Source organism: Bacillus cereus group sp. MYBK15-3, from assembly GCF_051916765.1.
Taxonomy (GTDB): Bacteria; Bacillota; Bacilli; order Bacillales; family Bacillaceae_G; genus Bacillus_A; species Bacillus_A cereus.
Window position 1 is genome coordinate 198,943 of the sequence record NZ_JBQAHG010000005.1, and the last position, 20,655, is coordinate 219,597.

Sequence of the window (20,655 nt, forward strand, 5' to 3'; positions counted from 1 at the left end):
GACAAAACCCACTCAAAAGCTTAACACATTTGCTTTTAAAACGAAAGAAGAGAGAGAGGGAACAAACCCTCTCCCTCGTTTTGTCATTGATAACTTATATAATTAAGAATTAAAGACCTTTTGAAGTCATGTAAGCTGCTAGGTCTACTACGCGGTTAGAGTAACCAGTTTCGTTATCGTACCAAGAAAGTACTTTAACCATGTTACCTTCCATTACCATTGTAGATAATGCATCGATTGTAGAAGAAGCTGTACATCCGTTATAGTCGATAGATACTAATGGCTCTTCGCTGTATCCAAGGATACCTTTTAATTCGCCTTCAGCTGCTGCTTTGAATGCTGCATTTACTTCTTCAACTGTTACTTCTTTGTCAAGTTCAACAACTAAGTCAACTAGAGAAACGTTAGCAGTTGGAACACGTACAGCGCCACCGTTTAATTTACCTTTAAGTTCTGGTAATACTAATGCTACAGCTTTAGCTGCACCAGTAGATGTTGGGATCATGTTTTCAGCTGCTGCACGAGCACGACGTAAATCTTTGTGTGGTAAGTCTAAGATTTGTTGGTCGTTAGTGTAAGAGTGAATTGTTGTCATCATTCCGCGTTTTACGCCGAATTTTTCGTTTAATACTTTAGCGAATGGAGCTAGACAGTTTGTAGTACAAGAAGCGTTAGATACTACGTTGTGGTTAGCTGCATCGTATTGTTCGTGGTTAACACCCATAACTACAGTGATATCTTCATCAGAAGCTGGAGCTGAGATGATAACTTTCTTAACTGATCCACCTAAGTGTTTCTCAGCATCTGATTTTTTAGTGAAACGGCCAGTAGATTCTACTACTACTTCTACTCCGTAGTCGCTCCATGGTAATTGAGCTGGGTCACGCTCAGCGATAACTTTAATTTCTTTACCGTTAACAACGATGCTGTTTTCGTTAGCAGATACTTCTGCATTTAAAGTTCCGTGAACTGTGTCATATTTTAAAAGGTGAGCTAATGTTTTAGCATCTGTTAAGTCGTTGATTGCTACTACTTCTACCTCAGAGTTGTTAAGAGCTGCGCGGAATACGTTACGTCCGATACGTCCAAATCCATTAATACCAATTTTAGTCATTTGAATTTCCTCCTTGGGGGATTATATTAAAGGGTAAAACCCTTTGTTAACTGTTTTGCTGCACCTTCATCTGTAATTAGAATTGAAGTGTGCCCTTGTTTAATTACAGCCTGTATTGCTTTTGCCTTTGAAGAACCTCCAGCGACTGCAACAACATGAGATACATTTTGTAAGTCCTCTAGTTGCATACCAACTGTTCTTACTTTATGAACAACATTTCCTTCTTCATTAAAGTAGTAACCGAAAGCTTCGCCAACTGCTTCGCTTGCCTGAATCTTTAACCAATCTGCTTCTGAAGTACTTCTGCGACGTGCCATTGTTAACGCATCACCTATTCCATGAATGACGATATTGGAAGATCGAATCAACTCAAGAACTTCTTTCACGGAAGGCTCTGTCACAATAGACGCATATGCTTCGCTACTAACATGGTCTGGAACATACAATAAGCGATAATTACTCATCGTATTTTGCGCCATCTTGGCACAAATGGTATTGGCTTCTAATTCAACACCTTCTCCAATTCCACCACGTGCTGGGACAAACAGCATATGTAAATCTTTGCAATCAAGTTGCATCATGTCCGCAGCAGCAGCTAGCGTAGTTCCTCCAGCCACAGCAACGATATTATTCGCTGTCAGACGGTCTTTTATACAAGTCACACAAGCACGGCCCATCTCCAGTTTGACCCAAGGTGATTCATCACTATCACCAGGGACAACGAAAACTTCATCCAAGTCTAATGTTTCCTTAAGTTGCTTTTCTAAAACCTTTAACCCGGAAATTTCTTTCATAAAGTCTTCCAAAGCAAGAACTAAAGCTGTTCCTTCTTCTGTCAAAGTCATTCCAGAAGAAGCGACGTGAACTAAGTTTTGTTCTTTCAAAACTTGAACTTCACTTCGCAATACTCGTTCTGTCATACCGAGACTTGCTGATAAGTTTCTTCTTCCAATCGGCTGCATGAGCCTAATGTATTGAAGAATTTGCATTCTCGTTTGCATAACAGGTAGCAGATCAGGTAATAATTTTTTTGTGTTCTGAATCCATGAGCGCATATCTTTTCTCCTCACTACATCGGTTCATTTTCCCTCGTGGTCACTTTACGTCCCGTAGTGACATTTTGTGTCCCACATAGGTTAAAAAAATAATCCCTGCTACGTGTATTATTGTAACAGGAGATAGAAACTTATTCAACTCTTAACTGCATTCTTTATATAGTTTATTATGACACCTTTGTGAATGTTACCATATTCTACTTGTTTTCCGTCCATTTCTACAACCGGAATCATTAAGTGATATTTTTCTAAAAGGTCATTATCTTCATATATATCTATTTCCTCGATTTGAAAAGAATATTCACATTGTACTTCCTGTAAAACTTGTTTTGCCTTCACGCAAAGGCCACAATCTTTTTTAGTATACAGTACAACTTTCATCTTCTTCACCTATCCGATCGTTTTTCGTAATGACGAAGCTGGGATATGCATTTGTTCTCTATACTTCGCCACTGTTCTTCGAGAAATAACAATTTCATGCTCTTCTTCTAATAATTTTGAAATCTTTTGATCTGAAAGTGGCTTTTTCTTATCCTCTGCCCCAATTAGCGTTTGAATAAATTGTTTTACACGTTTTGTAGAAACTGCTTCATCTTCAGTCGTCGAAACGGCATTGCTAAAGAACGATTTCATCTCAAATAAACCGTGTGGTGTTTGCACATATTTATTTCGCGTCGCACGACTAATTGTCGATTCATGCACACTTAACTCTTCCGCTACCTCTTTTAAAGCGAGAGGTCTTAAATACTCTGGACCTTTCCAGAAGAAATCACGTTGTTTTTCCATAATAATAGTCATTACTTGCAGCAATGTCTGTTTTCTCTGCTTCAAACTGCGCATAATCCACTGCACATGCTGATACTTTTCTGATACGTAAGATGCTACTTCACTTTCACTATTATTAAGAAGCGCACTATATTCAGAATGAATTTCAATTCTCGGCATATTTCTCTCATTCATTTGTAAAACGAGGCGATCGCCATCTTTTTTCACCGCCATATCAGGTACAATGTAAAGTGGTTTATCTGAAGAAAACGCAAGACCTGGTTTTGGTTGTAATGACGTTATACAATTTACCGCAATCTGCAATTCCTCATTACTACACTTCAACACTTGAACGAGCTTTCGCCAATCTTTCTTCACAAAATAAGCGAAATGATCTTCTACAACCTCTTCTGCTAATCCATTACGTCTTTGTAAGCGCTTCAATTGTAAGGTTAAACATTCCTGAATATTACGCGCCCCTACCCCTGCTGGCTCCAGTGATTGGACAAGCTCTACAGAACGGTCGACTACATGAATATGTGCAGAAAGGAGCTCTGCTAACTCTTCATTCGTTTCTTGTAAATATCCATTTCCATCCATGTTCATAATAATGAAAGAAGCTACTTTTCGCTCTTCTTCATCTATTTTATAATACTGTATTTGATTTAATAAATGTTGCTGAATCGTTGTAGAATCCACACTGTAGATCTCCATCTGATTCTCGACTTGTTTGCTGGTACTTTTACTGTTGTTAGAGCTCTTTTTCTTCTCCCTCTCAAAACCACCTAACTCAATAAGGGGATTCTCTAACGATTGCTCATACAAAAACTCCGATAATTCTTGTACATTATACTGGAGCATTGTAATCGCTTGCCTTAACTCTTGTGTCATTGCCAAACGTAAGCTTTGTTCTTGTAAAAGACTTGCCTTCAAACTAATCTCCCCCTTGTTTCTATTGTACAATAAGTTTGGTAAAAGGAGAATCCTCACGCAGACACCCATTCCAAAATATTATTAATTTATATGTATTAATGAGATTTACAACTTACAACCGAAATTTGAATAATATTGAAAGAAAATAATAAAGTTAAAAATTATTATCAAGTACTAATAGTAAATCTTATTATTAGATATAACAAGAGGTAAATAAAAAAGTCCTAACCTACAAAACGTAAGTTAGGACTTTTTGACGCGCCCAGAGGGATTCGAACCCCCGGCAGACGTGGTACCGGAAACCACCGCTCTATCCGACTGAGCTATGGGCGCATGATTATAGAAAACACTTCATTTTCTTCTCATAATAATAGCAATAAAATCCATCTAAATCAATAAAAATATCCCCGTAATACCTTATGCATCTTAGCTAAGAGCATATAAAATCCATTCCACCCCTAAATTTTCCAATCATAAATTCTCCCCAACTCACAAATTATAATCTTTGAATTGATATTCCAAAGGGGGCTTCATTCAATGACTGTAATTACAAAATTAAAGCAGACTGTTTCTGGATTAAAAAGTGCCCAAGCTAGCTTAGAGGGATTCGCTCTTGATACGGATAACCAACAAGCTAAGCAACTTTTCCAAACAGCTGCGCAGCAAACACAAACGATTATCGATTCTTTAAACCCACGTGTTGAAGAAGTCCAACAAGAAGAACCACAATACTCACAGCAATAACGAACCAATCTTGCTGTGAAATAGAAAAAGGATGATATGCAGTCATCCTTTTTCTATCACATTACATATTGCAATAGAAATGGAATGATAATTATGCGAAAACTCGGCCTCATAACCGCATTATTTGCACTTCTATTTAGCTCTTTTACCGGATGTGATAATAGTCCTTTAGATAAAAAAGTGAAAGAAGAAGCAAAACGAACGGAGAAAGAAAAAGGTCCAAAGTTAACAAAGACGAGTACGGAATCCTTTAATCAATCTATATCACAAGGAGCGAAGAAAAGAGCTCTCGCTATGGATGAAATTATAAAAAGCACAGCAGTGAATTCAAATTTAGATCTCTACATAGCAGTTACACCTGAGCATCACGAAAGGTTTGGATTAAAGCCGTTGCGCAGCAAACTTCAAAAGCAACTAAGTGATGAGCACCCTACTTTCGATGTTCGTGTCAGTACAGATAAAAAAATCTTTATGTTACTCGAAAAACTCGAAAGAAAAATTAAGGAAAAAGAAGTATCTAAAGATGAAATTAATAAACAATTAAAATTCATTGGTAAAAAAATGGAGTCTAACACTTAACGCTTTTTAAAAGAAAAGGAAGGATTGCAATGTCTAGTAAAGATAAAAACTTAACCCCTGTACAACAGGAGTATAAAAAATTCGAACAAGAACGCGAACCAAAACGACCTGTCTTAAAAAATTGTATAAAAGCCTTTTTCGTCGGTGGTTTTATTTGCTTCATCGGACAACTCATTTCTACTTTTTACATCACATATTTTGATTTCACTGAACGCTCAGCAGGCAATCCAACAGTCGCAACTCTCATTTTCATCTCTATGTTACTAACTGGATTTGGTATATACGATCGTTTTGGACAGTTTGCCGGTGCTGGTACAGCTGTACCTGTTACTGGATTTGGTAACTCTGTTATTGCCGCATGTATTGAGCATCGAACGGAAGGATTTGTCCTTGGCGTTGGCGGCAATATGTTTAAACTAGCTGGTTCTGTTATTTTATTTGGTGTATTTTCCGCTTTCGTCATCGCACTTATTAAAACTATTCTCGTTCAATGGGGAGGGCTATAAATGTTACAAGGACACCGAACGTGGGTATTTGAAAACAAACCAGTCATTATCTCAACAGGGGTTGTCGGTGGACCATTTGAAGCAAAGGGGAACATCCCAGAAGACTTCGATATCCTTCATGAAGATTTATGGCTCGGACAAGATTCCTATGAAAAAGCACATAAGATTTTATTCGAAGAAGCTTGTAGTCGCGCTACTGAAAAAGCAGAGCTTCGTAAAGATGATATTCAATTCGTACTCGCAGGAGATTTAATTAATCAAATTACTCCAACAAGCTTTGCTTGCCGCACACTTGGGACTCCTTATCTCGGATTATTCGGGGCTTGCTCTACTTCTATGGAAGGTTTAGCACTTGGGGCAAGTATCGTAAATGCAAAAGGTGCAAAATATTTATTAACTGGAGCTTCAAGCCATAATACAGCTGTAGAAAAACAGTTCCGCTACCCTACCGAATACGGTGGACAAAAGCCGCCTACTGCACAGTGGACAGTAACCGGAGCAGGAGCCGCTATTTTAAGCGATACTGGACACGGTCCAAGAGTAACCTCTGCAACAATCGGCCGAGTGGTTGATATGGGATTAACGGATCCGTTTAATATGGGAGGCGCAATGGCTCCAGCTGCAGTTGATACAATTGAAGCCCATTTACGTGAACGTCAAATTGATGCCTCTTACTACGATTTAATTGTAACAGGCGATCTCGGACATGTAGGACGCGAAATTGCTTATGACTTACTACATAAACACGGAACGAAAGTAACGAGCGAACAATTTCAAGATTGCGGAATTATCATTTATAGAGAAGGACAACCTGTCATAGCTGGTGCTAGCGGACCTGGATGTTCCGCAACAGTCGTATACGGTCATTTATTAAACCGAATGAAAAGAGGAGAGTTCAAAAAAATACTTGTCGTTGCGACAGGTGCTTTACTATCTCCACTTACATTCCAACAAGAAGAAACGATTCCGTGTATCGCTCACGCCGTTTCGATTGAATTTGGAGGTGCAACGCAATGATTTTTTTCTGGGCTTTCGTCATTGGCGGACTTATATGTGTAATCGGCCAACTTATGTTTGATGTCGGCAAACTAACACCTGCTCATACAATGGCAACACTCGTTGTTGCTGGAGCTATATTAGATGGATTTAATTTGTATGAGCCATTAATTGATTTCGCTGGAGCCGGGGCAACTGTACCTATTACAAGCTTTGGTAATGCCCTCGTTCATGGCGCAATGGAAGAAGCTGCAAAACATGGCATCGTTGGCGTTATTACCGGCATGTTTAAAGTAACGAGCGCCGGTGTATCAGCGGCTATTATTTTCGGCTTCATTGGAGCATTGTTATTCAAACCGAAAGGATAAGAGGTGTTTATATGACTGTTATCGCTAGCGTAAAAACTTGCCTTGCTAGTGTAAGGGGCGCTCAAGCAAGTTTAAGCTCCCTTTCATTAAATTCACAAGACGAAGAATCAAAACGCGTATTTCATGAATGTATGTTAGAAATGGACAGCGTCATCGCTGATTTAAAGGATAGAATTTCAGTATTAGAACGTGAAGAACCTCAATATAAAGGGTTTTAAGTAGACTGGAGGAAACGACTATGTCTCACCTGCCGGAATGGACACTTGTCATTCTTCGCTCTGTATTCATATTAATTATTTTATTCGCTATTACGAAATGGTTAGGCAAAAGACAAATCTCTCAGCTTTCCTTTTTTGAATACATAGCCGGAATGACGATTGGTGACATCGCTGCCCAAGTATCTACAGGGCTCGATTCAAAATTTTTTCACGGCGTCTTTGCGATACTCATTTTCGCTGTGGTACCTTTTTTAACAGGAATCCTCTCTTTAAAGAACAAAACAGCTCGGGACTTCTTTGAAGGGAAATCTACCGTATTAATAAAAGACGGAAAGATACTCGAAGATAACTTAAAGAAAGAAAAATATACGAGTGACGAATTACTGGAACTTCTCCGTGGAAAAAGTGCGTTCAGCGTAGCTGAAGTCGAATTTGCTGTCTTAGAACCGAGCGGAGAATTAAATGTATTATTAAAGAAAGATTCCCAGCCACTTACAGCAAAAGATATCGGTTTAAAAGTACCAAACGAGAAAGAACCACAAACTGTTATTATGGATGGAAATGTACTAGATGAACCTCTTTCAGCAAGCGGACATAACCGCGCTTGGCTACATTCAGAATTAGAAAAACTCGGTGTTGTTATTGAAAATGTCTTCCTCGGTCAAGTGGATTCATACGGACAACTTACTATCGACATTTACAATGACAAACTCCAAATGCCTTCTCCTCAAAACAAACCTTTATTATTAGCATCTTTAAAAAAATGCCATGCTGATCTTGAACTATTTTCCCTAGAAACAAAGTCGAAATCAGCAAGCGAAATGTATAGTAAAAACGCGAAACAAATCGAAAAGATTTTAAATAAAGTAACCTATCTTTTAAAAGACTAATTATCGAAAGAACGCTTCAGTTAAAAGGCGTTCTTTTCTTTTTTCTCCAGTTTTCATAACGTTTAAATTTATGTAATTCGGTTATGATGTTGAAGATACATAAGCAGGGAATTTCGAAAACATAGCGAATATTTCATGGTACAACTACATATTTTTTTGATTTAAAGTGGTTTCGTTTGACCTTTATTGACCATAATTGTATTATAAGACTAAGAAAGCTTTATAAGGAGGAAATAACAGATGAATTTAATTCCTACAGTAATTGAACAAACAAATCGTGGAGAACGCGCTTACGATATTTACTCTCGACTATTAAAAGACCGCATCATTATGCTTGGTAGTGCAATTGATGACAACGTAGCTAACTCAATCGTTTCCCAGCTTTTATTCTTGGAATCTCAAGATCCAGAAAAAGATATTCACATCTACATCAACAGCCCTGGTGGTTCTATCACAGCAGGTATGGCAATCTATGATACAATGCAGTTTATTAAGCCACAAGTATCAACAATCTGTATCGGTATGGCAGCATCTATGGGTGCATTCTTACTTGCAGCAGGTGAAAAAGGAAAACGTTATGCACTTCCAAACAGTGAAGTAATGATTCACCAACCACTTGGAGGAGCACAAGGTCAAGCGACTGAAATCGAAATCGCTGCAAAACGTATCCTATTCTTACGTGAAAAACTAAACCAAATTCTTGCTGACCGCACTGGTCAACCCCTTGAAGTACTACAACGCGACACAGACCGCGACAACTTCATGACAGCAGAAAAAGCTTTAGAATACGGTTTAATCGATAAGATCTTTACAAATCGTTAATTAATTTAAAGCGAAAGCGGCTCGTTTAGAATCAAAGGGTGTTGGAGCTTTTACATCCAAGGCGCTTTTTGCCTCGAATGAAGGGGCGAAACAACCGGAGATTCTAGCCGATGGAGCTGGATATAACTAAAAGCGGAAGCGGCTCGTCCAGCTCTGACTGGCTAAGGTTCTTTCGCATAAAAGGCGCTTTTTGCCTTCTTATGCGTAAGGTTCTTAGACACGAAGAGCTAGCCGCTGGAGCTAGATACATAAAAAAGCGCCCTATTACAGGGCGCTTTTTTATTATCATGCACCTCCGTCTGGATACCCACCCTGGTATTCACCTAAATATATCAGCGATTTTTCAAATATATCGACCGTAACTCCGATTACTTTAATATATCGACGTTTCGACACCACTTATCGACTTACCGACAATCCTCGACAAGCACATTCTCCTTAAATACCCCTCCCCGCTAATTCGCACAGACAACAAAACAAAAAAGCTATCGCATATACGCGATAGCTTTTTATTGTACATATGCAGCTAATGCTTCTAAAGCCTCTTCTGCATCTGAACCTTCTGTTGTAATTGTTATCATGCTTCCAGTTCCAATTGCTAAGCTCATAATCCCCATTATGCTCTTTGCATTTACTGTCTTTCCATCTTTCTCGATGAAGATATCTGCATGAAAGCGATTTGCCTCTTGTACAAACAACGCAGCCGGACGTGCTTGTAAACCGTTTTTTAATGAAACCTGAACTCGTTTTTGAACCACAGCTCCATTTCCCCTTTAACCTCTTATTTTTTTGCTACCGTTTCCCCCGCGCGTAATTTCTCTGCAATTTCATCGATTTTACGCAAACGATGATTAATACCCGACTTACTAATCTTCCCCCCGGATACCATCTCACCTAACTCTTTCAATGTTACATCTTGATAATCTCTTCGTAATTGTGCAATCTCTTGTAGTTTATCCGGCAATATATCAAGACCAACTGTCTCATCAATGTAACGAATATTTTCAATCTGCCTTAGTGCTGCACCAATTGTTTTATTTAAATTAGCTGTTTCGCAGTTCACTAAACGATTTACAGAATTACGCATATCACGTACGATTCGAATATCTTCAAATCTTAAAAGTGCATTATGAGCACCTATAATATTTAAAAACTCTGTAATTTTTTCTGCTTCTTTCAAATACGTAATGTACCCTTTTCTTCTCTCCAGCGTCTTACTATTTAAATCAAATCCGTTCATCAGTTCACATATAGCATCATTATGTTCCTTATATAACGAAAAGATTTCTAAATGATAAGATGATGTTTCTGGGTTATTTACTGAACCACCTGCTAAAAATGCTCCGCGTAAATACGATCGTTTACAACATTTCTTCTCAATCAGTTCTTGTGATATATTTCGAATAAATGAAAAGTCATCTCGAACGATATGAAGATCAGCTAATATTTCGCGAGACTTCTCAACAAGCCGCACAATATATACATTATTTTTCTTCAATCGCATTTTTTTACGAACAAGTAATTCTACCGTCACGTCATATCCTTTTTTCAAAAGCGTATAAATCCTTCTTGCAATTGCCGCATTTTCCGTTTGAATATCGATAGATAGACGACGGTTTGAAAAAGAAAGCGACCCGTTCATTCGAAGTAGCGCTGATAATTCTGCTTTCTCACAGCATTCCTTCATCTCAAGATTCGTCAACTCTTTCTTTGTTTCTGATGCAAATGACACAGTCAACACCTCCTTATACGATTATTGCGGAACAAAATTCTTGTCCTATATGAATGAGGAGCGCTACCTCAAACGAGGCAACGCATATTTATAACAATGAATATAAAATCGAAGCTAACTTTAACGTATCATGCCTTACAACATGATCATCATACTTCGCTAATCCCTCTTGAATAACATCAATATTATTTTCAACAAAACGTTCTTCATCCACTACAACTGGTGTAGACATTTCTTCATCATATAACTTACGTAATTCACAAGGAATCTCACGGTTATTTACAATTGCAGTATTGATAAATGGTTGCCCTAAATGATCGTGTAACGCCTGCACATGATCAAAAGCAGTATATCCCATCGTTTCACCCGCTTGTGTCATAACGTTACATACATATACCTTCTTCGCCTTTGCAGCAAGAACAGCGTCTCCAATTTTGTTAACAACTAAATTGGGCAATATACTCGTATACAAACTGCCAGGACCGAAAACAAGTAAATCAGCTCGTTTAATCTCAGCCAACGTTTCATGCAATGGCTCTACATCTTCTGGAGTTAAAAAGACACGATTAATCTTCTTTCCGTAATAAGGAATCTTTGATTCACCTGTTACAATTTCCCCATCTTCAAGTTCCGCATGAAGTACCGCACTTTGATTCGCTGCTGGTAATACACGTCCTCTGACATTTAATACTTTACTTGTTTCTGTAATTGCATGGAAAAAGTCTCCTGTAATCGAGGTCATACCTGCCAATAATAGATTTCCTAACGCATGACCTTTCAGTCCGTCTCCTGTTGTGAAACGGTGCTGAAATAAAGCTTCCACCAGTGGCTCTACATCCGATAACGCAACAAGTACGTTACGGATGTCACCTGGAGGTGGAATTTCTAGCTCATCACGTAATCGACCCGAACTGCCACCATCATCAGCGATTGTAACAACTGCTGTAATATCAACAGGATATTGCTTTAATCCTCTTAATAAAACTGAGAGTCCAGTTCCGCCTCCCATGATGACAATTTTAGGTTTTCTCTCTTTTTTCATCCCTTAATGGCCCTTTCTCTTCTCCACATCACGATGAGATACATGAACACTATACTCTGGTTTCAAATGTTTCCCAAGGTATTCTGTAAGCGTAACAGAACGATGCTGTCCACCTGTACATCCAATTGCAATTACAAGTTGACTTTTGCCTTCTCTTTTATAATGAGGCAGCATGAAAGTAATCAGATCCGTCAACTTCTCTAAAAACTTATGTGTCTCATTAAATTTCAGTACATACGAAGAAACTTCTTCATCTAGTCCTGTTAATGGCTTCATGTGTGGAATGTAATATGGATTTGGTAAAAAACGAACATCAAATACTAAATCTGCATCAATTGGAATACCGTACTTAAATCCAAATGACATAACATTTACACGAAATGCTTGCTCAGTTTCTGTTGAGAACAAGTGAACAATTTTTTCACGTAATTCTTTTGGTTTTAAATCCGATGTATCAAGCACAATATTCGCTCGTGCTTTCATATCTGTTAATAAATTGCGCTCTGCTTCGATTCCCTTTAACGGCAAACCAGTTGGTGCAAGTGGATGCGAACGTCTCGTTTCTTTATAACGAGTTACAAGCGTACTATCTTTCGCATCTAAAAATAAAATATGAGGAATAATCCATGTACGTTCTGATAAATCATCAAGTGCTCCCCATAAATGTTCGAAAAACTCGCGGCCACGTAAATCAATACCAAGTGCCACTTTATTCATTTTCCCTTTTGAATCCGCCATAAGCTCAATAAACTTTGGCAATAACATCGGTGGTAAATTATCTACACAAAAATATCCTAAATCTTCAAAACTTTGTAAAGCTACTGTTTTTCCAGCTCCAGACATCCCTGTAATAATTACCATTTTTATATCATTATTCTCTGTCATCGTATCCTCTCCTTGACGGTTTAACTCGGATCTAATCGATATGAAAGCAACTCAAAATCTGGGGTATATACAAATGTACCGTAGATTATGCCATTTCCTTTAATTAAATAATCAATAATGTGATAATCTCCTGGCGCCATTGCTAAATCATCAATTTTATCAAATGTATGCCAACCAATGATGCCTTCTTCGCTCTCTAGTTTGTTTTCTCCTGCAAAATCTGTCGCTAAAAAGGAGAACATCATCCATTCAGAAACAACTTTATCACCTTCTTGGATGACAAAGGTGAAGACCCCCTTTAACGCTGGGTTTTTCAAATAAATACCTGTTTCTTCGCGATATTCGCGAACAACGGAATCTCTTACAGTCTCACCACGCTCCATTTTCCCGCCTGGTGCAACCCACCAATTCCGGCGAGGTTTTTGGAGTAAGAGTACTTCATTATCTCTAATTAACACACAGTTTGTCACTCTTTGCATGTTTCTTCACCTCAGCTACTTGCAGTAAAATTCCTCACTGCATACTTCTTTCATTATACTATCAAAAACAGTTTGCTACAACGAAGGAGCCAGTCCTCTTTCGCTAAGCATATGCTACTCAGCAATTTTAAAAAAGCTTTCTATAACAAGCAATGTAAATGCTTAGACTTTTAATGAATAGCATGAAAAATCCCCTTAACGCTTTTTATCGCCAAGGGGATTAAAGTACTTATTTCTTACCGAAATAAGTAACAATCGCAAATCCTAAAATAAAGGTAATGATTGAACTTATAATTGAAAATCCACCAGTCGGAATCCCAGGGAATACAATTACAATCGAACCGATTACAAGTCCAATAATTGCCGCAAATGTCATACTTTTATAACGATCTAATAAAAAACTAATACCTTTACTACTTACAACAAATCCAACCATAACACCAGCACCGATAACCACGATTAAAGGTAAGTTAAGTGTAGTTAAAGCGTTAATTGCTGTTGGATACACACCAATAATTAATAAAATAAACGATCCACTAATCCCAGGAAGCAGCATTGCCATACTAGCCATCCATCCTGCGAAAAATAAACCAATTGCATTTAAAATTGTTAAAGTCGTAATTGGATCTGCTGCCTTATCTGGTTTAAAGAAAGCTGTAATCGCAACAAGAATTGCTGCAACTATTAATAAAACGATGTGCTTACCTTTAAACGACGACTTTGCATCAGCTTCCCTCATTAACATCGGTAATATACTAATAATTAAACCGAGGAAGAAAAATTGAGTCGGTTCATAATGATTTGCAAGTAAATATTTAATAACGTGACTTAACGTTAAAAATGCCGCTGCCACACCAGCTGCAAGGGGAATTAAAAATCCTAAATGTTTTTTCCATTCACGACTAAAGAATCCACTAATTGCCGCAAGCAATTGTTCATAAATCCCTAACACAACAGCGATTGTACCGCCGCTCACACCAGGAATTAAATCACTAACGCCCATACAAAATCCACGATATATATTACGCCATTCCATACTGAATAAATTCCTCATTTCTTATAGTGATTTTTTCCGTAAAGTCCAGTATATCAATAAGAAAGCTTATAATCCTTATATTTTTTGACAAAAATTTGACATTTTCACACAAAAAAAGAAGAAAGCTCCTGTCGGTAGCTTTCTTCTCACAAGGTATATTATCCCTTATTTTTCTGATACAGTTTTTAATTCCTCTAATAATTCTTCTACGTAATGTTGTGCACTTTGCGCTGCAATACTACCGTCACCTGTTGCAGTTACAATTTGACGAAGCATTTTTTCACGAACATCACCAGCTGCGAAAATACCAGGGATTTTCGTTTCCATACGCTCGTTCGTTTCAAGGTAACCATTTTCATTTGTAATACCTAGTTCAACAAATGGTTTTGATAAAGGTAACATACCGATGTATACAAATACGCCGTCAGTTTTGACTTCTTTCTCTTCTCCACTATTTACGTCCACAAGTGTTACACTTCCTACTTTACCACTTGCTTCGTTGATTTCTTTTATAGTGTGATTCCAAATGAAATCTACTTTTTCGTTTTGGAAAGCACGGTCTTGTAAAATTTTCTGTGCACGAAGCGTGTCACGACGGTGAACGATCGTTACTTTTGATGCGAAGCGTGTTAAGAACACACCCTCTTCAACAGCAGAATCTCCGCCACCAATTACGATAAGCTCTTTTCCTTTAAAGAATGCTCCGTCACATACTGCACAATATGATACACCGCGGCCGCCAAGTTCTGTTTCACCCGGTACACCAATTTTTTTATACTCTGCACCGCTTGCAACGATAATTGCACGTGCTTTATATTCTTTTTTACCAGCAATAATTGTTTTGTATTCTTTACCATCGATGACTTTTTTCACATCACCGTATGCATATTCAGCACCAAATTTCTTCGCATGCTCAAACATTTTATTTGATAAATCTGGTCCTAAAATAGACTCATAACCTGGGTAGTTTTCTACATCTTCCGTGTTTGCCATTTGGCCACCTGGAATACCTCGCTCAAGCATTAATGTGCTTAAATTTGCACGAGATGTATATACTGCAGCTGTCATACCAGCTGGTCCTGCACCAATAATAACGACATCATAAATTTTTTCTTCTGACACACTATTCACTCCTATCCATTCCTACACAATTAAGTTACCCTCATTATACTGTTAGCATCATTTTTTTCCCAATGATTTGCTTATCTTATGTGTGCGTACGCTTAACAGCTTGCACATACTTTCGGACAGTCGCTACAGATACATTATATACATCTCCAAGCTCCGACTGTGTCATTTTATTTCCTTGTTCGCCGCGTACAATGTATTCAATCGCAGCTGACCAGCCGTACACATTTGTAAATATGTCTCCAGATGTATATAAACGTATGAACGTACAAAACCAAAAGTGTAAACACTCTTCGATTAATTCATCATCTTTTTTCGTATAATTGTATAATGCATCCGCAATTCTCGCGCACTGCTCAAATTGCTGTAAATCAGCTGGAATACTCTTATGACTATTAAGTAAAAAGAAGTACTTTGCAAGTTGCGATACGATGGGAACACCGTTCTTCGCTTGCGTTATATCAAAGAAGAATCCAACCTTCTCCGGCGTTGACAATTCATTCATTAAATATAAAGCTAGCATTTGTTCTTCTAGCGTCGCACTTTGCTGAAATGATTTTCGTAATTCTTCAAATAACACATTTTGCCCTTCATCTGCTAAATTCAGCGCATTCCACGGTTCTTTTCCCTTTTTATCAGGATGTAATTCCACGACATATTGCCACATTTTTTCAGCTAGTTGCTGGTCTTTCACCATATACGCAGAATATGCAAACCAATAATAAAAACTAACGTCTCCCTCATATCCTTGACGCTTTAATAGTTTGAACCACTTATATGCATGCTCGAAATAACCAATTGTTGCGAGTGTAGTTCCCAGTTTCAAACGATGTTCAAATGAAATCGGATATACCGAAACTAGCTGTCCCGCTAATGCCTCTACTTGTTTATGCTCTCCAATTGAATATAGAAAAATAAGCGTATTACAAAGCGCATGTATATTACCAGGGTTTTTCTCTAAAATCATTTCTGTTAACTTCAGTGCTTTGTCTACATTACCAGATTGAAAATGTGCAATGGCTAAATTATTATGACCTGACCAAAATTCCGGATAATCTTTCGTAACAATTTCTAATGTAGCAATTGCTTCTTCCAATTGTCCATTACGAATATAGCGATTCGCTTCTTCCTGCATAACAATTAAATCATCTTCATCTTCAATCTCTTCCGCACCCATTGCTTCTTCTTCCATAATCTCAAGAAGTTCTAATGTATCTTCTACGAATTCCTTCTCTTTTGCAACTTCTAAATAACGATCTGCATATTTCTTCGCCTGTTGAAATAACCCCATATATGCATAATTATTTGCAATAAAATAATAGCACTGTTCAAGTTCTGGATTAGATCTAACTAACTTTAAGAAGATTTGATTCGATTCTTGATATTCACCAGCCTCAGATAATACTGATGCTAATTGACATAAAATAAACGGCTCCTTCTCACTTTGTGCCGCTCTTCGAAAATATTTAATTGCATCTTGCAATTTTTGTCCTTTGTAAGCTCTCATCCCTTTTTTATAAAAGAAGTCCGCTAATTGATTAAAAGAGATAACTTGTCCGTTCTCCTTATATATCCTTTGATTTTTCCCCATATATCCTCCAGTTTTTTGTTTTCTTCGTTCACACATTCTTCTATCTATAAGTATAAACGATTCCGTAAAAAACAAAACAGTATATTATACTCAATTATTTCCTTTTTATTCATAAAAAAAGAGGAGAAATGTTACATTTTCACCATGAACCTTCTCTTGCGGTCATTTGCTCTTTCGTATAAATAATACGCATTGGATTTCCACCTACGAAAGCACCGCTCGGTACATCTCTATGAACAAGTGTGCCAGCTGAGACAGTCGCACCGTCTCCAATGTTCACACCTGGTAATATTGTTACATTCGCTCCAATCATTACTTCATTTCCAATGACGATTTCGCCAAGTCGATATTCACGAATTAAATATTCATGTGCTAAAAGCGTTGTGTTATAGCCAATAATCGAATTCTCTCCCACAGTTATCTTTTCTGGGAACATAATATCCGGCATTACCATAAGCGCAAATGATGTTTTCTTTCCTACTTTCATCCGTAAAAAAGTGCGGTACAACCAATTTTTTACGGATAAAAATGGCGTGTAACGCGCAATTTGGATAATAATAAAGTTTTTCATTACCTTCCAAAAAGACACTGTTTTATACACATTCCATAACGAATTTTCTCCTGAAACAGGATAGCGCGTTGTCCGTCGCACTTAGCTCGCTCCTCTACTAACTTACTTGGACCTTTATGAACGGTTCATGTTAGACAAAATCGGTAGCAAATCACTCATTTTATCTAGCATAAAGTCCGGCTTGTAAGCCTCTAAATACGCTCTACCTTTCAACGTCCATGAAACCGCAGCTGTTTTCGTCCCCGCATTTTGACCACCGACAATATCATGATGATTATCCCCAACCATCAATGCCTCTTCTGGTTTTGCATCTAATAATTCAAGCGCTTTTTGAAGTGGCTCCGGATGTGGTTTCACATGCTCTACATCATCAATTGTCACGACAACATCAAAAAATTCATCAAGCTTTGACAACTGTAATCCCATCTCAACGGTTTGTCTCGCTTTCGTTGTAACAATACCAACTTTATAACCTTGCTTCTTCAACTCTCGAACTGTTTCATATACAGTTTCATATTCTTCTACTAATTCATCATGATGATCATGGTTAAATTTCCGATAGCTAGTAATCATCTCTTCAACCTTACTTTCATCAATCTTGCTGAAAGTATCATGCAAAGATGGACCGATAAATGGCAACACATCTTCACGCTTATATTGATTTGGATAATATGTATTTAAAGTATGTAAAAACGAAGAAATAATAAGTTCATTTGTATTAATTAAAGTTCCATCTAAATCAAATAACACGGTATTTATTCTCATCGCCTTAGTCCTTTCGCCTTCCTGAATATGAAAGAAGCAGCATCTTATAATAAGATGCTACTTGTCTCTAATTTTCTAAATATCTTTTATCAGCTTGCCCCATTTTTCGTCTCACAATAATGAAAATAATAGAAATAACAACAAGTCCAATTGACATTACTTGTGCAATACGAAGTGGTCCTAGCATTAAACTATCTGTACGTAAGCCTTCTACGAAGAAGCGTCCTACTGAATACCAAATTAAATATGTGAAGAATAACTCCCCGCGACGTAAATTCACTTTTCTTAATGCAAGTAGTAAAATTACGCCTGCAAAATTCCATAATGATTCATATAAAAACGTCGGATGATAGTACACACCCTCAATATACATTTGATTAATAATGAAATCCGGTAAATGAAGACCTTCTAAAAACTGTCTCGTTACTTCATCACCATGCGCCTCTTGGTTCATAAAGTTTCCCCATCGGCCAATTGCTTGTCCTAGTAAAATACTTGGTGCAGCAATATCAGCCAACTTCCAGAAGGAAACCCCGCGTCGCTTCGCAAAAAGAATTCCGGTAATAACAGCTCCGATTAAACCACCATGAATCGCCAAACCGCCTTGACGAATATTAATAATTTGACTCGGATTTTGTGCGTAATATTCCCATTCAAAAATAACATAGTACATTCTCGCAAAAAGAATAGCGATCGGTACTGCAATTAATACAAGGTCAACAAATGTATCTTTTGGAATACCTAGCCTTTCTCCCTCGCGAGTTGCCAGCCAAAGACCTAATAGCACACCTGTACCGATAATAATCCCGTACCAATACACAGGAAACGGCCCAAGTTGGATAGCTACACGGTCAAGCTGTGGTACAGAAGCTAACAGCATATGTATATGACCTCCCTCTCCAAAGTTTACTCCTGATTTCCTAACTCAATTGCACTCATTAATCGTTCAGAGAACTGCTGTGCTGCATTGACTCCCATACGTTTCAAACGGAAGTTCATCGCTGCTACTTCAATAATAACAGCCAAGTTTCGACCAGGACGAACTGGAAGTGTAATCTTCGTAAGTTCTGTATCAATAATTTTCATCTTCTCTTCATCAAGACCTAAGCGATCGTAATTTTTCTTTTGATCCCAAATTTCAAGATTAATAACAAGTGTAATACGCTTATAATTTCGTACTGCCCCTGCACCGAATAACGTCATAACGTTAATAATACCTAGACCGCGAATTTCTAATAAATGCTCGATTAAATCTGGTGAACTTCCGACTAACATATCTTCATCTTCTTGACGAATTTCTACACTATCATCCGCAACAAGACGGTGACCACGCTTTACAAGCTCAAGAGCTGTCTCACTTTTACCAACACCACTTTGACCTGTAATTAAAACACCAACGCCGTAAATATCTACTAACACACCATGAACAGCTGTTGTTGGTGCTAACTTACCTTCTAAATAGTTTGTTAAACGACTTGATAATCTCGTTGTCGTTTGAGAAGAACGTAATAAAGGCATACCTGATTCACGTGATGCTTGTAATAACTCATCTGGTACATCTTGATTACGAGTTACAATAATACATGGCGTCTCCTCAGTACAAAGCGCTTTCATTCTCTCTTGTTTTTGCTCTGACGTTAACGTGTCAAAGAAAGTAAGCTCCGTTTTACCAAGAAGCTGCACACGATCTGCTGGATAGTATGTAAAAAATCCTGCCATTTCAATTCCAGGTCGTGATAAATCACTTGTATCAATTGGACGATGAATACCTTCTTCACCACTGATTAACTCCAATTGAAATTGTTCAATTAAATCTTTTGTCCTTACTTTCGGCATATGTATAAACCTCCACTCCGCTGCGGGTTCAGTCTCGTTTGATGTAAAATTCCATTCTATCGGATATTGTACCATTTTTTTCTGAAAACAAGAAATACGGTTTCTAATAAATAGAAAAAAACATTTCATACGAATAATGAAATGTTTTTCTTTTTGTCACTTTCTCTTTTTTTCATATAGAGGCTCAACAATTGCCTTTTCAATTATCATATTAAAAATTGAAATACAAATTGCCGCAACAATCGCTACACCAAATCCTGATATATTAAAAGCATCTCCTAATAATGAATCTGCTATTTTTAACGTAATCGCATTAATAACAATTAAGAAGAAGCCGAAAGTTACAACAGTAATTGGTAGCGTAATTAAAATTAAAAATGGCTTTACGAACACATTTAAAACCGCCAATATAATACTCGCAATAATTGCAGTTTGTATATTTGCTACGTAAAATGCATCTGGTGCAATCCCTTTTAAAAGTCCCGATACAGCGATTAACACAACGCTATTTACAAGAAGTGATACAATCCATCTCATTTCGTTACACATCCTTTTAAACATATATATTTCATCATACGCTAATAGATAAGAAACGCAAGT

At 37.6% G+C, this 20,655-nt stretch carries 25 protein-coding genes and 1 tRNA gene; 8 read left to right on the forward strand and 18 right to left on the reverse strand.

All coding sequences use genetic code 11. The annotated features are described in order from the left end of the window. Positions 1-109: 109 nt before the first annotated feature. From gap to ACTFR8_RS21015, 5 genes are all read right to left on the reverse strand, one after another. Positions 110-1,114: a type I glyceraldehyde-3-phosphate dehydrogenase gene (gene gap / locus ACTFR8_RS20995; protein WP_000161236.1), complete on the reverse strand. Its 1,005-nt coding sequence runs from the start codon at positions 1,112-1,114 to the stop codon at positions 110-112. A gap of 26 nt (positions 1,115-1,140) precedes the next feature. Beyond that, on the reverse strand, positions 1,141-2,169 hold the full coding sequence (gene cggR / locus ACTFR8_RS21000) for a gapA transcriptional regulator CggR (RefSeq protein ID WP_001258185.1): 1,029 nt from the start codon (positions 2,167-2,169) through the stop codon (positions 1,141-1,143). A gap of 135 nt (positions 2,170-2,304) precedes the next feature. After that, positions 2,305-2,550, reverse strand: coding sequence for a glutaredoxin family protein (locus tag ACTFR8_RS21005; RefSeq protein WP_000869730.1), 246 nt, complete (start codon positions 2,548-2,550; stop codon positions 2,305-2,307). A gap of 9 nt (positions 2,551-2,559) precedes the next feature. Further along, on the reverse strand, positions 2,560-3,867 hold the full coding sequence (gene rpoN / locus ACTFR8_RS21010; protein ID WP_000647952.1) for an RNA polymerase factor sigma-54: 1,308 nt from the start codon (positions 3,865-3,867) through the stop codon (positions 2,560-2,562). Between the two features lie 257 nt (positions 3,868-4,124). Next, positions 4,125-4,200: transfer RNA gene (locus tag ACTFR8_RS21015), tRNA-Arg, on the reverse strand. A gap of 204 nt (positions 4,201-4,404) precedes the next feature. Between ACTFR8_RS21015 and ACTFR8_RS21020 the strand changes: the two genes are divergently transcribed. From ACTFR8_RS21020 to clpP, 8 genes are all read left to right on the forward strand, one after another. Then, positions 4,405-4,611 carry a DUF1657 domain-containing protein gene (locus ACTFR8_RS21020; RefSeq protein ID WP_000216166.1) on the forward strand — a complete coding sequence of 69 codons (207 nt, stop codon included), beginning with the start codon at positions 4,405-4,407 and terminating at the stop codon, positions 4,609-4,611. Between the two features lie 93 nt (positions 4,612-4,704). Beyond that, positions 4,705-5,190: a YhcN/YlaJ family sporulation lipoprotein gene (locus tag ACTFR8_RS21025; protein ID WP_001228546.1), complete on the forward strand. Its 486-nt coding sequence runs from the start codon at positions 4,705-4,707 to the stop codon at positions 5,188-5,190. A 29-nt stretch (positions 5,191-5,219) separates the two neighbouring features. Beyond that, positions 5,220-5,696 (forward strand): stage V sporulation protein AC, encoded by a 477-nt coding sequence (gene spoVAC / locus ACTFR8_RS21030; RefSeq protein ID WP_000095399.1) that lies wholly within the window; start codon positions 5,220-5,222, stop codon positions 5,694-5,696. Then, positions 5,697-6,713 (forward strand): stage V sporulation protein AD, encoded by a 1,017-nt coding sequence (spoVAD, locus tag ACTFR8_RS21035; RefSeq protein WP_000938972.1) that lies wholly within the window; start codon positions 5,697-5,699, stop codon positions 6,711-6,713. Next, a complete protein-coding gene (gene spoVAE / locus ACTFR8_RS21040; RefSeq protein ID WP_000575919.1) occupies positions 6,710-7,060 on the forward strand; it encodes a stage V sporulation protein AE in 351 nt (116 codons plus the stop codon). Before spoVAD ends, spoVAE begins: the two co-directional genes overlap by 4 nt. An 11-nt stretch (positions 7,061-7,071) precedes the next feature. Beyond that, complete coding sequence (locus ACTFR8_RS21045; protein ID WP_000215909.1) at positions 7,072-7,278, forward strand: DUF1657 domain-containing protein; 207 nt, start codon at positions 7,072-7,074, stop codon at positions 7,276-7,278. A 20-nt stretch (positions 7,279-7,298) separates the two neighbouring features. Further along, positions 7,299-8,168, forward strand: coding sequence for a DUF421 domain-containing protein (locus tag ACTFR8_RS21050; RefSeq protein ID WP_000018924.1), 870 nt, complete (start codon positions 7,299-7,301; stop codon positions 8,166-8,168). A 240-nt stretch (positions 8,169-8,408) separates the two neighbouring features. Then, positions 8,409-8,990 (forward strand): ATP-dependent Clp endopeptidase proteolytic subunit ClpP, encoded by a 582-nt coding sequence (gene clpP / locus ACTFR8_RS21055; RefSeq protein ID WP_001049162.1) that lies wholly within the window; start codon positions 8,409-8,411, stop codon positions 8,988-8,990. Positions 8,991-9,499: 509 nt separating this feature from the next. Here clpP and ACTFR8_RS21060 read toward each other — a convergent pair. From ACTFR8_RS21060 to ACTFR8_RS21120, 13 genes are all read right to left on the reverse strand, one after another. Beyond that, positions 9,500-9,748 (reverse strand): HPr family phosphocarrier protein, encoded by a 249-nt coding sequence (locus ACTFR8_RS21060; RefSeq protein WP_000250307.1) that lies wholly within the window; start codon positions 9,746-9,748, stop codon positions 9,500-9,502. Between the two features lie 23 nt (positions 9,749-9,771). Next, positions 9,772-10,722 carry a DNA-binding protein WhiA gene (gene whiA / locus ACTFR8_RS21065; RefSeq protein ID WP_000006560.1) on the reverse strand — a complete coding sequence of 317 codons (951 nt, stop codon included), beginning with the start codon at positions 10,720-10,722 and terminating at the stop codon, positions 9,772-9,774. A gap of 88 nt (positions 10,723-10,810) precedes the next feature. Continuing rightward, positions 10,811-11,764: a gluconeogenesis factor YvcK family protein gene (locus ACTFR8_RS21070; protein WP_000712186.1), complete on the reverse strand. Its 954-nt coding sequence runs from the start codon at positions 11,762-11,764 to the stop codon at positions 10,811-10,813. A 3-nt stretch (positions 11,765-11,767) separates the two neighbouring features. Further along, complete coding sequence (rapZ, locus tag ACTFR8_RS21075) at positions 11,768-12,649, reverse strand: RNase adapter RapZ (RefSeq protein WP_000138459.1); 882 nt, start codon at positions 12,647-12,649, stop codon at positions 11,768-11,770. A 20-nt stretch (positions 12,650-12,669) separates the two neighbouring features. Continuing rightward, entirely contained in the window at positions 12,670-13,128 is a 459-nt protein-coding gene (locus tag ACTFR8_RS21080; protein WP_001190080.1) for an NUDIX hydrolase, read from the reverse strand. Positions 13,129-13,357: 229 nt separating this feature from the next. Continuing rightward, complete coding sequence (locus ACTFR8_RS21085) at positions 13,358-14,164, reverse strand: DUF368 domain-containing protein (RefSeq protein ID WP_000455196.1); 807 nt, start codon at positions 14,162-14,164, stop codon at positions 13,358-13,360. Positions 14,165-14,329: 165 nt separating this feature from the next. Further along, a complete protein-coding gene (trxB, locus tag ACTFR8_RS21090) occupies positions 14,330-15,286 on the reverse strand; it encodes a thioredoxin-disulfide reductase (protein WP_001288079.1) in 957 nt (318 codons plus the stop codon). 85 nt (positions 15,287-15,371) lie between these two features. Further along, positions 15,372-16,883, reverse strand: a complete 1,512-nt coding sequence (locus tag ACTFR8_RS21095; RefSeq protein ID WP_000517720.1) for a tetratricopeptide repeat protein — start codon at positions 16,881-16,883, stop codon at positions 15,372-15,374. 139 nt (positions 16,884-17,022) lie between these two features. Then, positions 17,023-17,535 (reverse strand): acyltransferase, encoded by a 513-nt coding sequence (locus ACTFR8_RS21100; RefSeq protein WP_001255073.1) that lies wholly within the window; start codon positions 17,533-17,535, stop codon positions 17,023-17,025. Positions 17,536-17,568: 33 nt separating this feature from the next. Next, a complete protein-coding gene (ppaX, locus tag ACTFR8_RS21105) occupies positions 17,569-18,219 on the reverse strand; it encodes a pyrophosphatase PpaX (protein WP_002097946.1) in 651 nt (216 codons plus the stop codon). Positions 18,220-18,286: 67 nt separating this feature from the next. Then, entirely contained in the window at positions 18,287-19,099 is an 813-nt protein-coding gene (lgt, locus tag ACTFR8_RS21110) for a prolipoprotein diacylglyceryl transferase (RefSeq protein WP_000922848.1), read from the reverse strand. Between the two features lie 26 nt (positions 19,100-19,125). Then, positions 19,126-20,055 carry an HPr(Ser) kinase/phosphatase gene (hprK, locus tag ACTFR8_RS21115; protein WP_001127250.1) on the reverse strand — a complete coding sequence of 310 codons (930 nt, stop codon included), beginning with the start codon at positions 20,053-20,055 and terminating at the stop codon, positions 19,126-19,128. A 156-nt stretch (positions 20,056-20,211) separates the two neighbouring features. Beyond that, complete coding sequence (locus ACTFR8_RS21120) at positions 20,212-20,592, reverse strand: phage holin family protein (protein WP_001267308.1); 381 nt, start codon at positions 20,590-20,592, stop codon at positions 20,212-20,214. Positions 20,593-20,655 lie beyond the last annotated feature (63 nt).

Bases quoted from the DNA above. Each gene is read 5' to 3' on its own strand.
- ACTFR8_RS21050 (WP_000018924.1), top strand. From the start codon at position 7,299: ATGTCTCACCTGCCGGAATGGACACTTGTCATTCTTCGCTCTGTATTC.
- ACTFR8_RS21080 (WP_001190080.1), bottom strand. From the start codon at position 13,128: ATGCAAAGAGTGACAAACTGTGTGTTAATTAGAGATAATGAAGTACTC.
- ACTFR8_RS21005 (WP_000869730.1), bottom strand. From the start codon at position 2,550: ATGAAAGTTGTACTGTATACTAAAAAAGATTGTGGCCTTTGCGTGAAG.
- ACTFR8_RS21070 (WP_000712186.1), bottom strand. From the start codon at position 11,764: ATGAAAAAAGAGAGAAAACCTAAAATTGTCATCATGGGAGGCGGAACT.
- cggR (WP_001258185.1), bottom strand. From the start codon at position 2,169: ATGCGCTCATGGATTCAGAACACAAAAAAATTATTACCTGATCTGCTA.
- ACTFR8_RS21045 (WP_000215909.1), top strand. From the start codon at position 7,072: ATGACTGTTATCGCTAGCGTAAAAACTTGCCTTGCTAGTGTAAGGGGC.
- clpP (WP_001049162.1), top strand. From the start codon at position 8,409: ATGAATTTAATTCCTACAGTAATTGAACAAACAAATCGTGGAGAACGC.
- ACTFR8_RS21095 (WP_000517720.1), bottom strand. From the start codon at position 16,883: ATGGGGAAAAATCAAAGGATATATAAGGAGAACGGACAAGTTATCTCT.
- hprK (WP_001127250.1), bottom strand. From the start codon at position 20,055: ATGCCGAAAGTAAGGACAAAAGATTTAATTGAACAATTTCAATTGGAG.
- spoVAD (WP_000938972.1), top strand. From the start codon at position 5,697: ATGTTACAAGGACACCGAACGTGGGTATTTGAAAACAAACCAGTCATT.
- ACTFR8_RS21020 (WP_000216166.1), top strand. From the start codon at position 4,405: ATGACTGTAATTACAAAATTAAAGCAGACTGTTTCTGGATTAAAAAGT.
- spoVAE (WP_000575919.1), top strand. From the start codon at position 6,710: ATGATTTTTTTCTGGGCTTTCGTCATTGGCGGACTTATATGTGTAATC.
- ACTFR8_RS21085 (WP_000455196.1), bottom strand. From the start codon at position 14,164: ATGGAATGGCGTAATATATATCGTGGATTTTGTATGGGCGTTAGTGAT.
- ACTFR8_RS21120 (WP_001267308.1), bottom strand. From the start codon at position 20,592: ATGAGATGGATTGTATCACTTCTTGTAAATAGCGTTGTGTTAATCGCT.
- ppaX (WP_002097946.1), bottom strand. From the start codon at position 18,219: ATGAGAATAAATACCGTGTTATTTGATTTAGATGGAACTTTAATTAAT.
- lgt (WP_000922848.1), bottom strand. From the start codon at position 19,099: ATGCTGTTAGCTTCTGTACCACAGCTTGACCGTGTAGCTATCCAACTT.
- gap (WP_000161236.1), bottom strand. From the start codon at position 1,114: ATGACTAAAATTGGTATTAATGGATTTGGACGTATCGGACGTAACGTA.
- rapZ (WP_000138459.1), bottom strand. From the start codon at position 12,649: ATGACAGAGAATAATGATATAAAAATGGTAATTATTACAGGGATGTCT.
- ACTFR8_RS21025 (WP_001228546.1), top strand. From the start codon at position 4,705: ATGCGAAAACTCGGCCTCATAACCGCATTATTTGCACTTCTATTTAGC.
- spoVAC (WP_000095399.1), top strand. From the start codon at position 5,220: ATGTCTAGTAAAGATAAAAACTTAACCCCTGTACAACAGGAGTATAAA.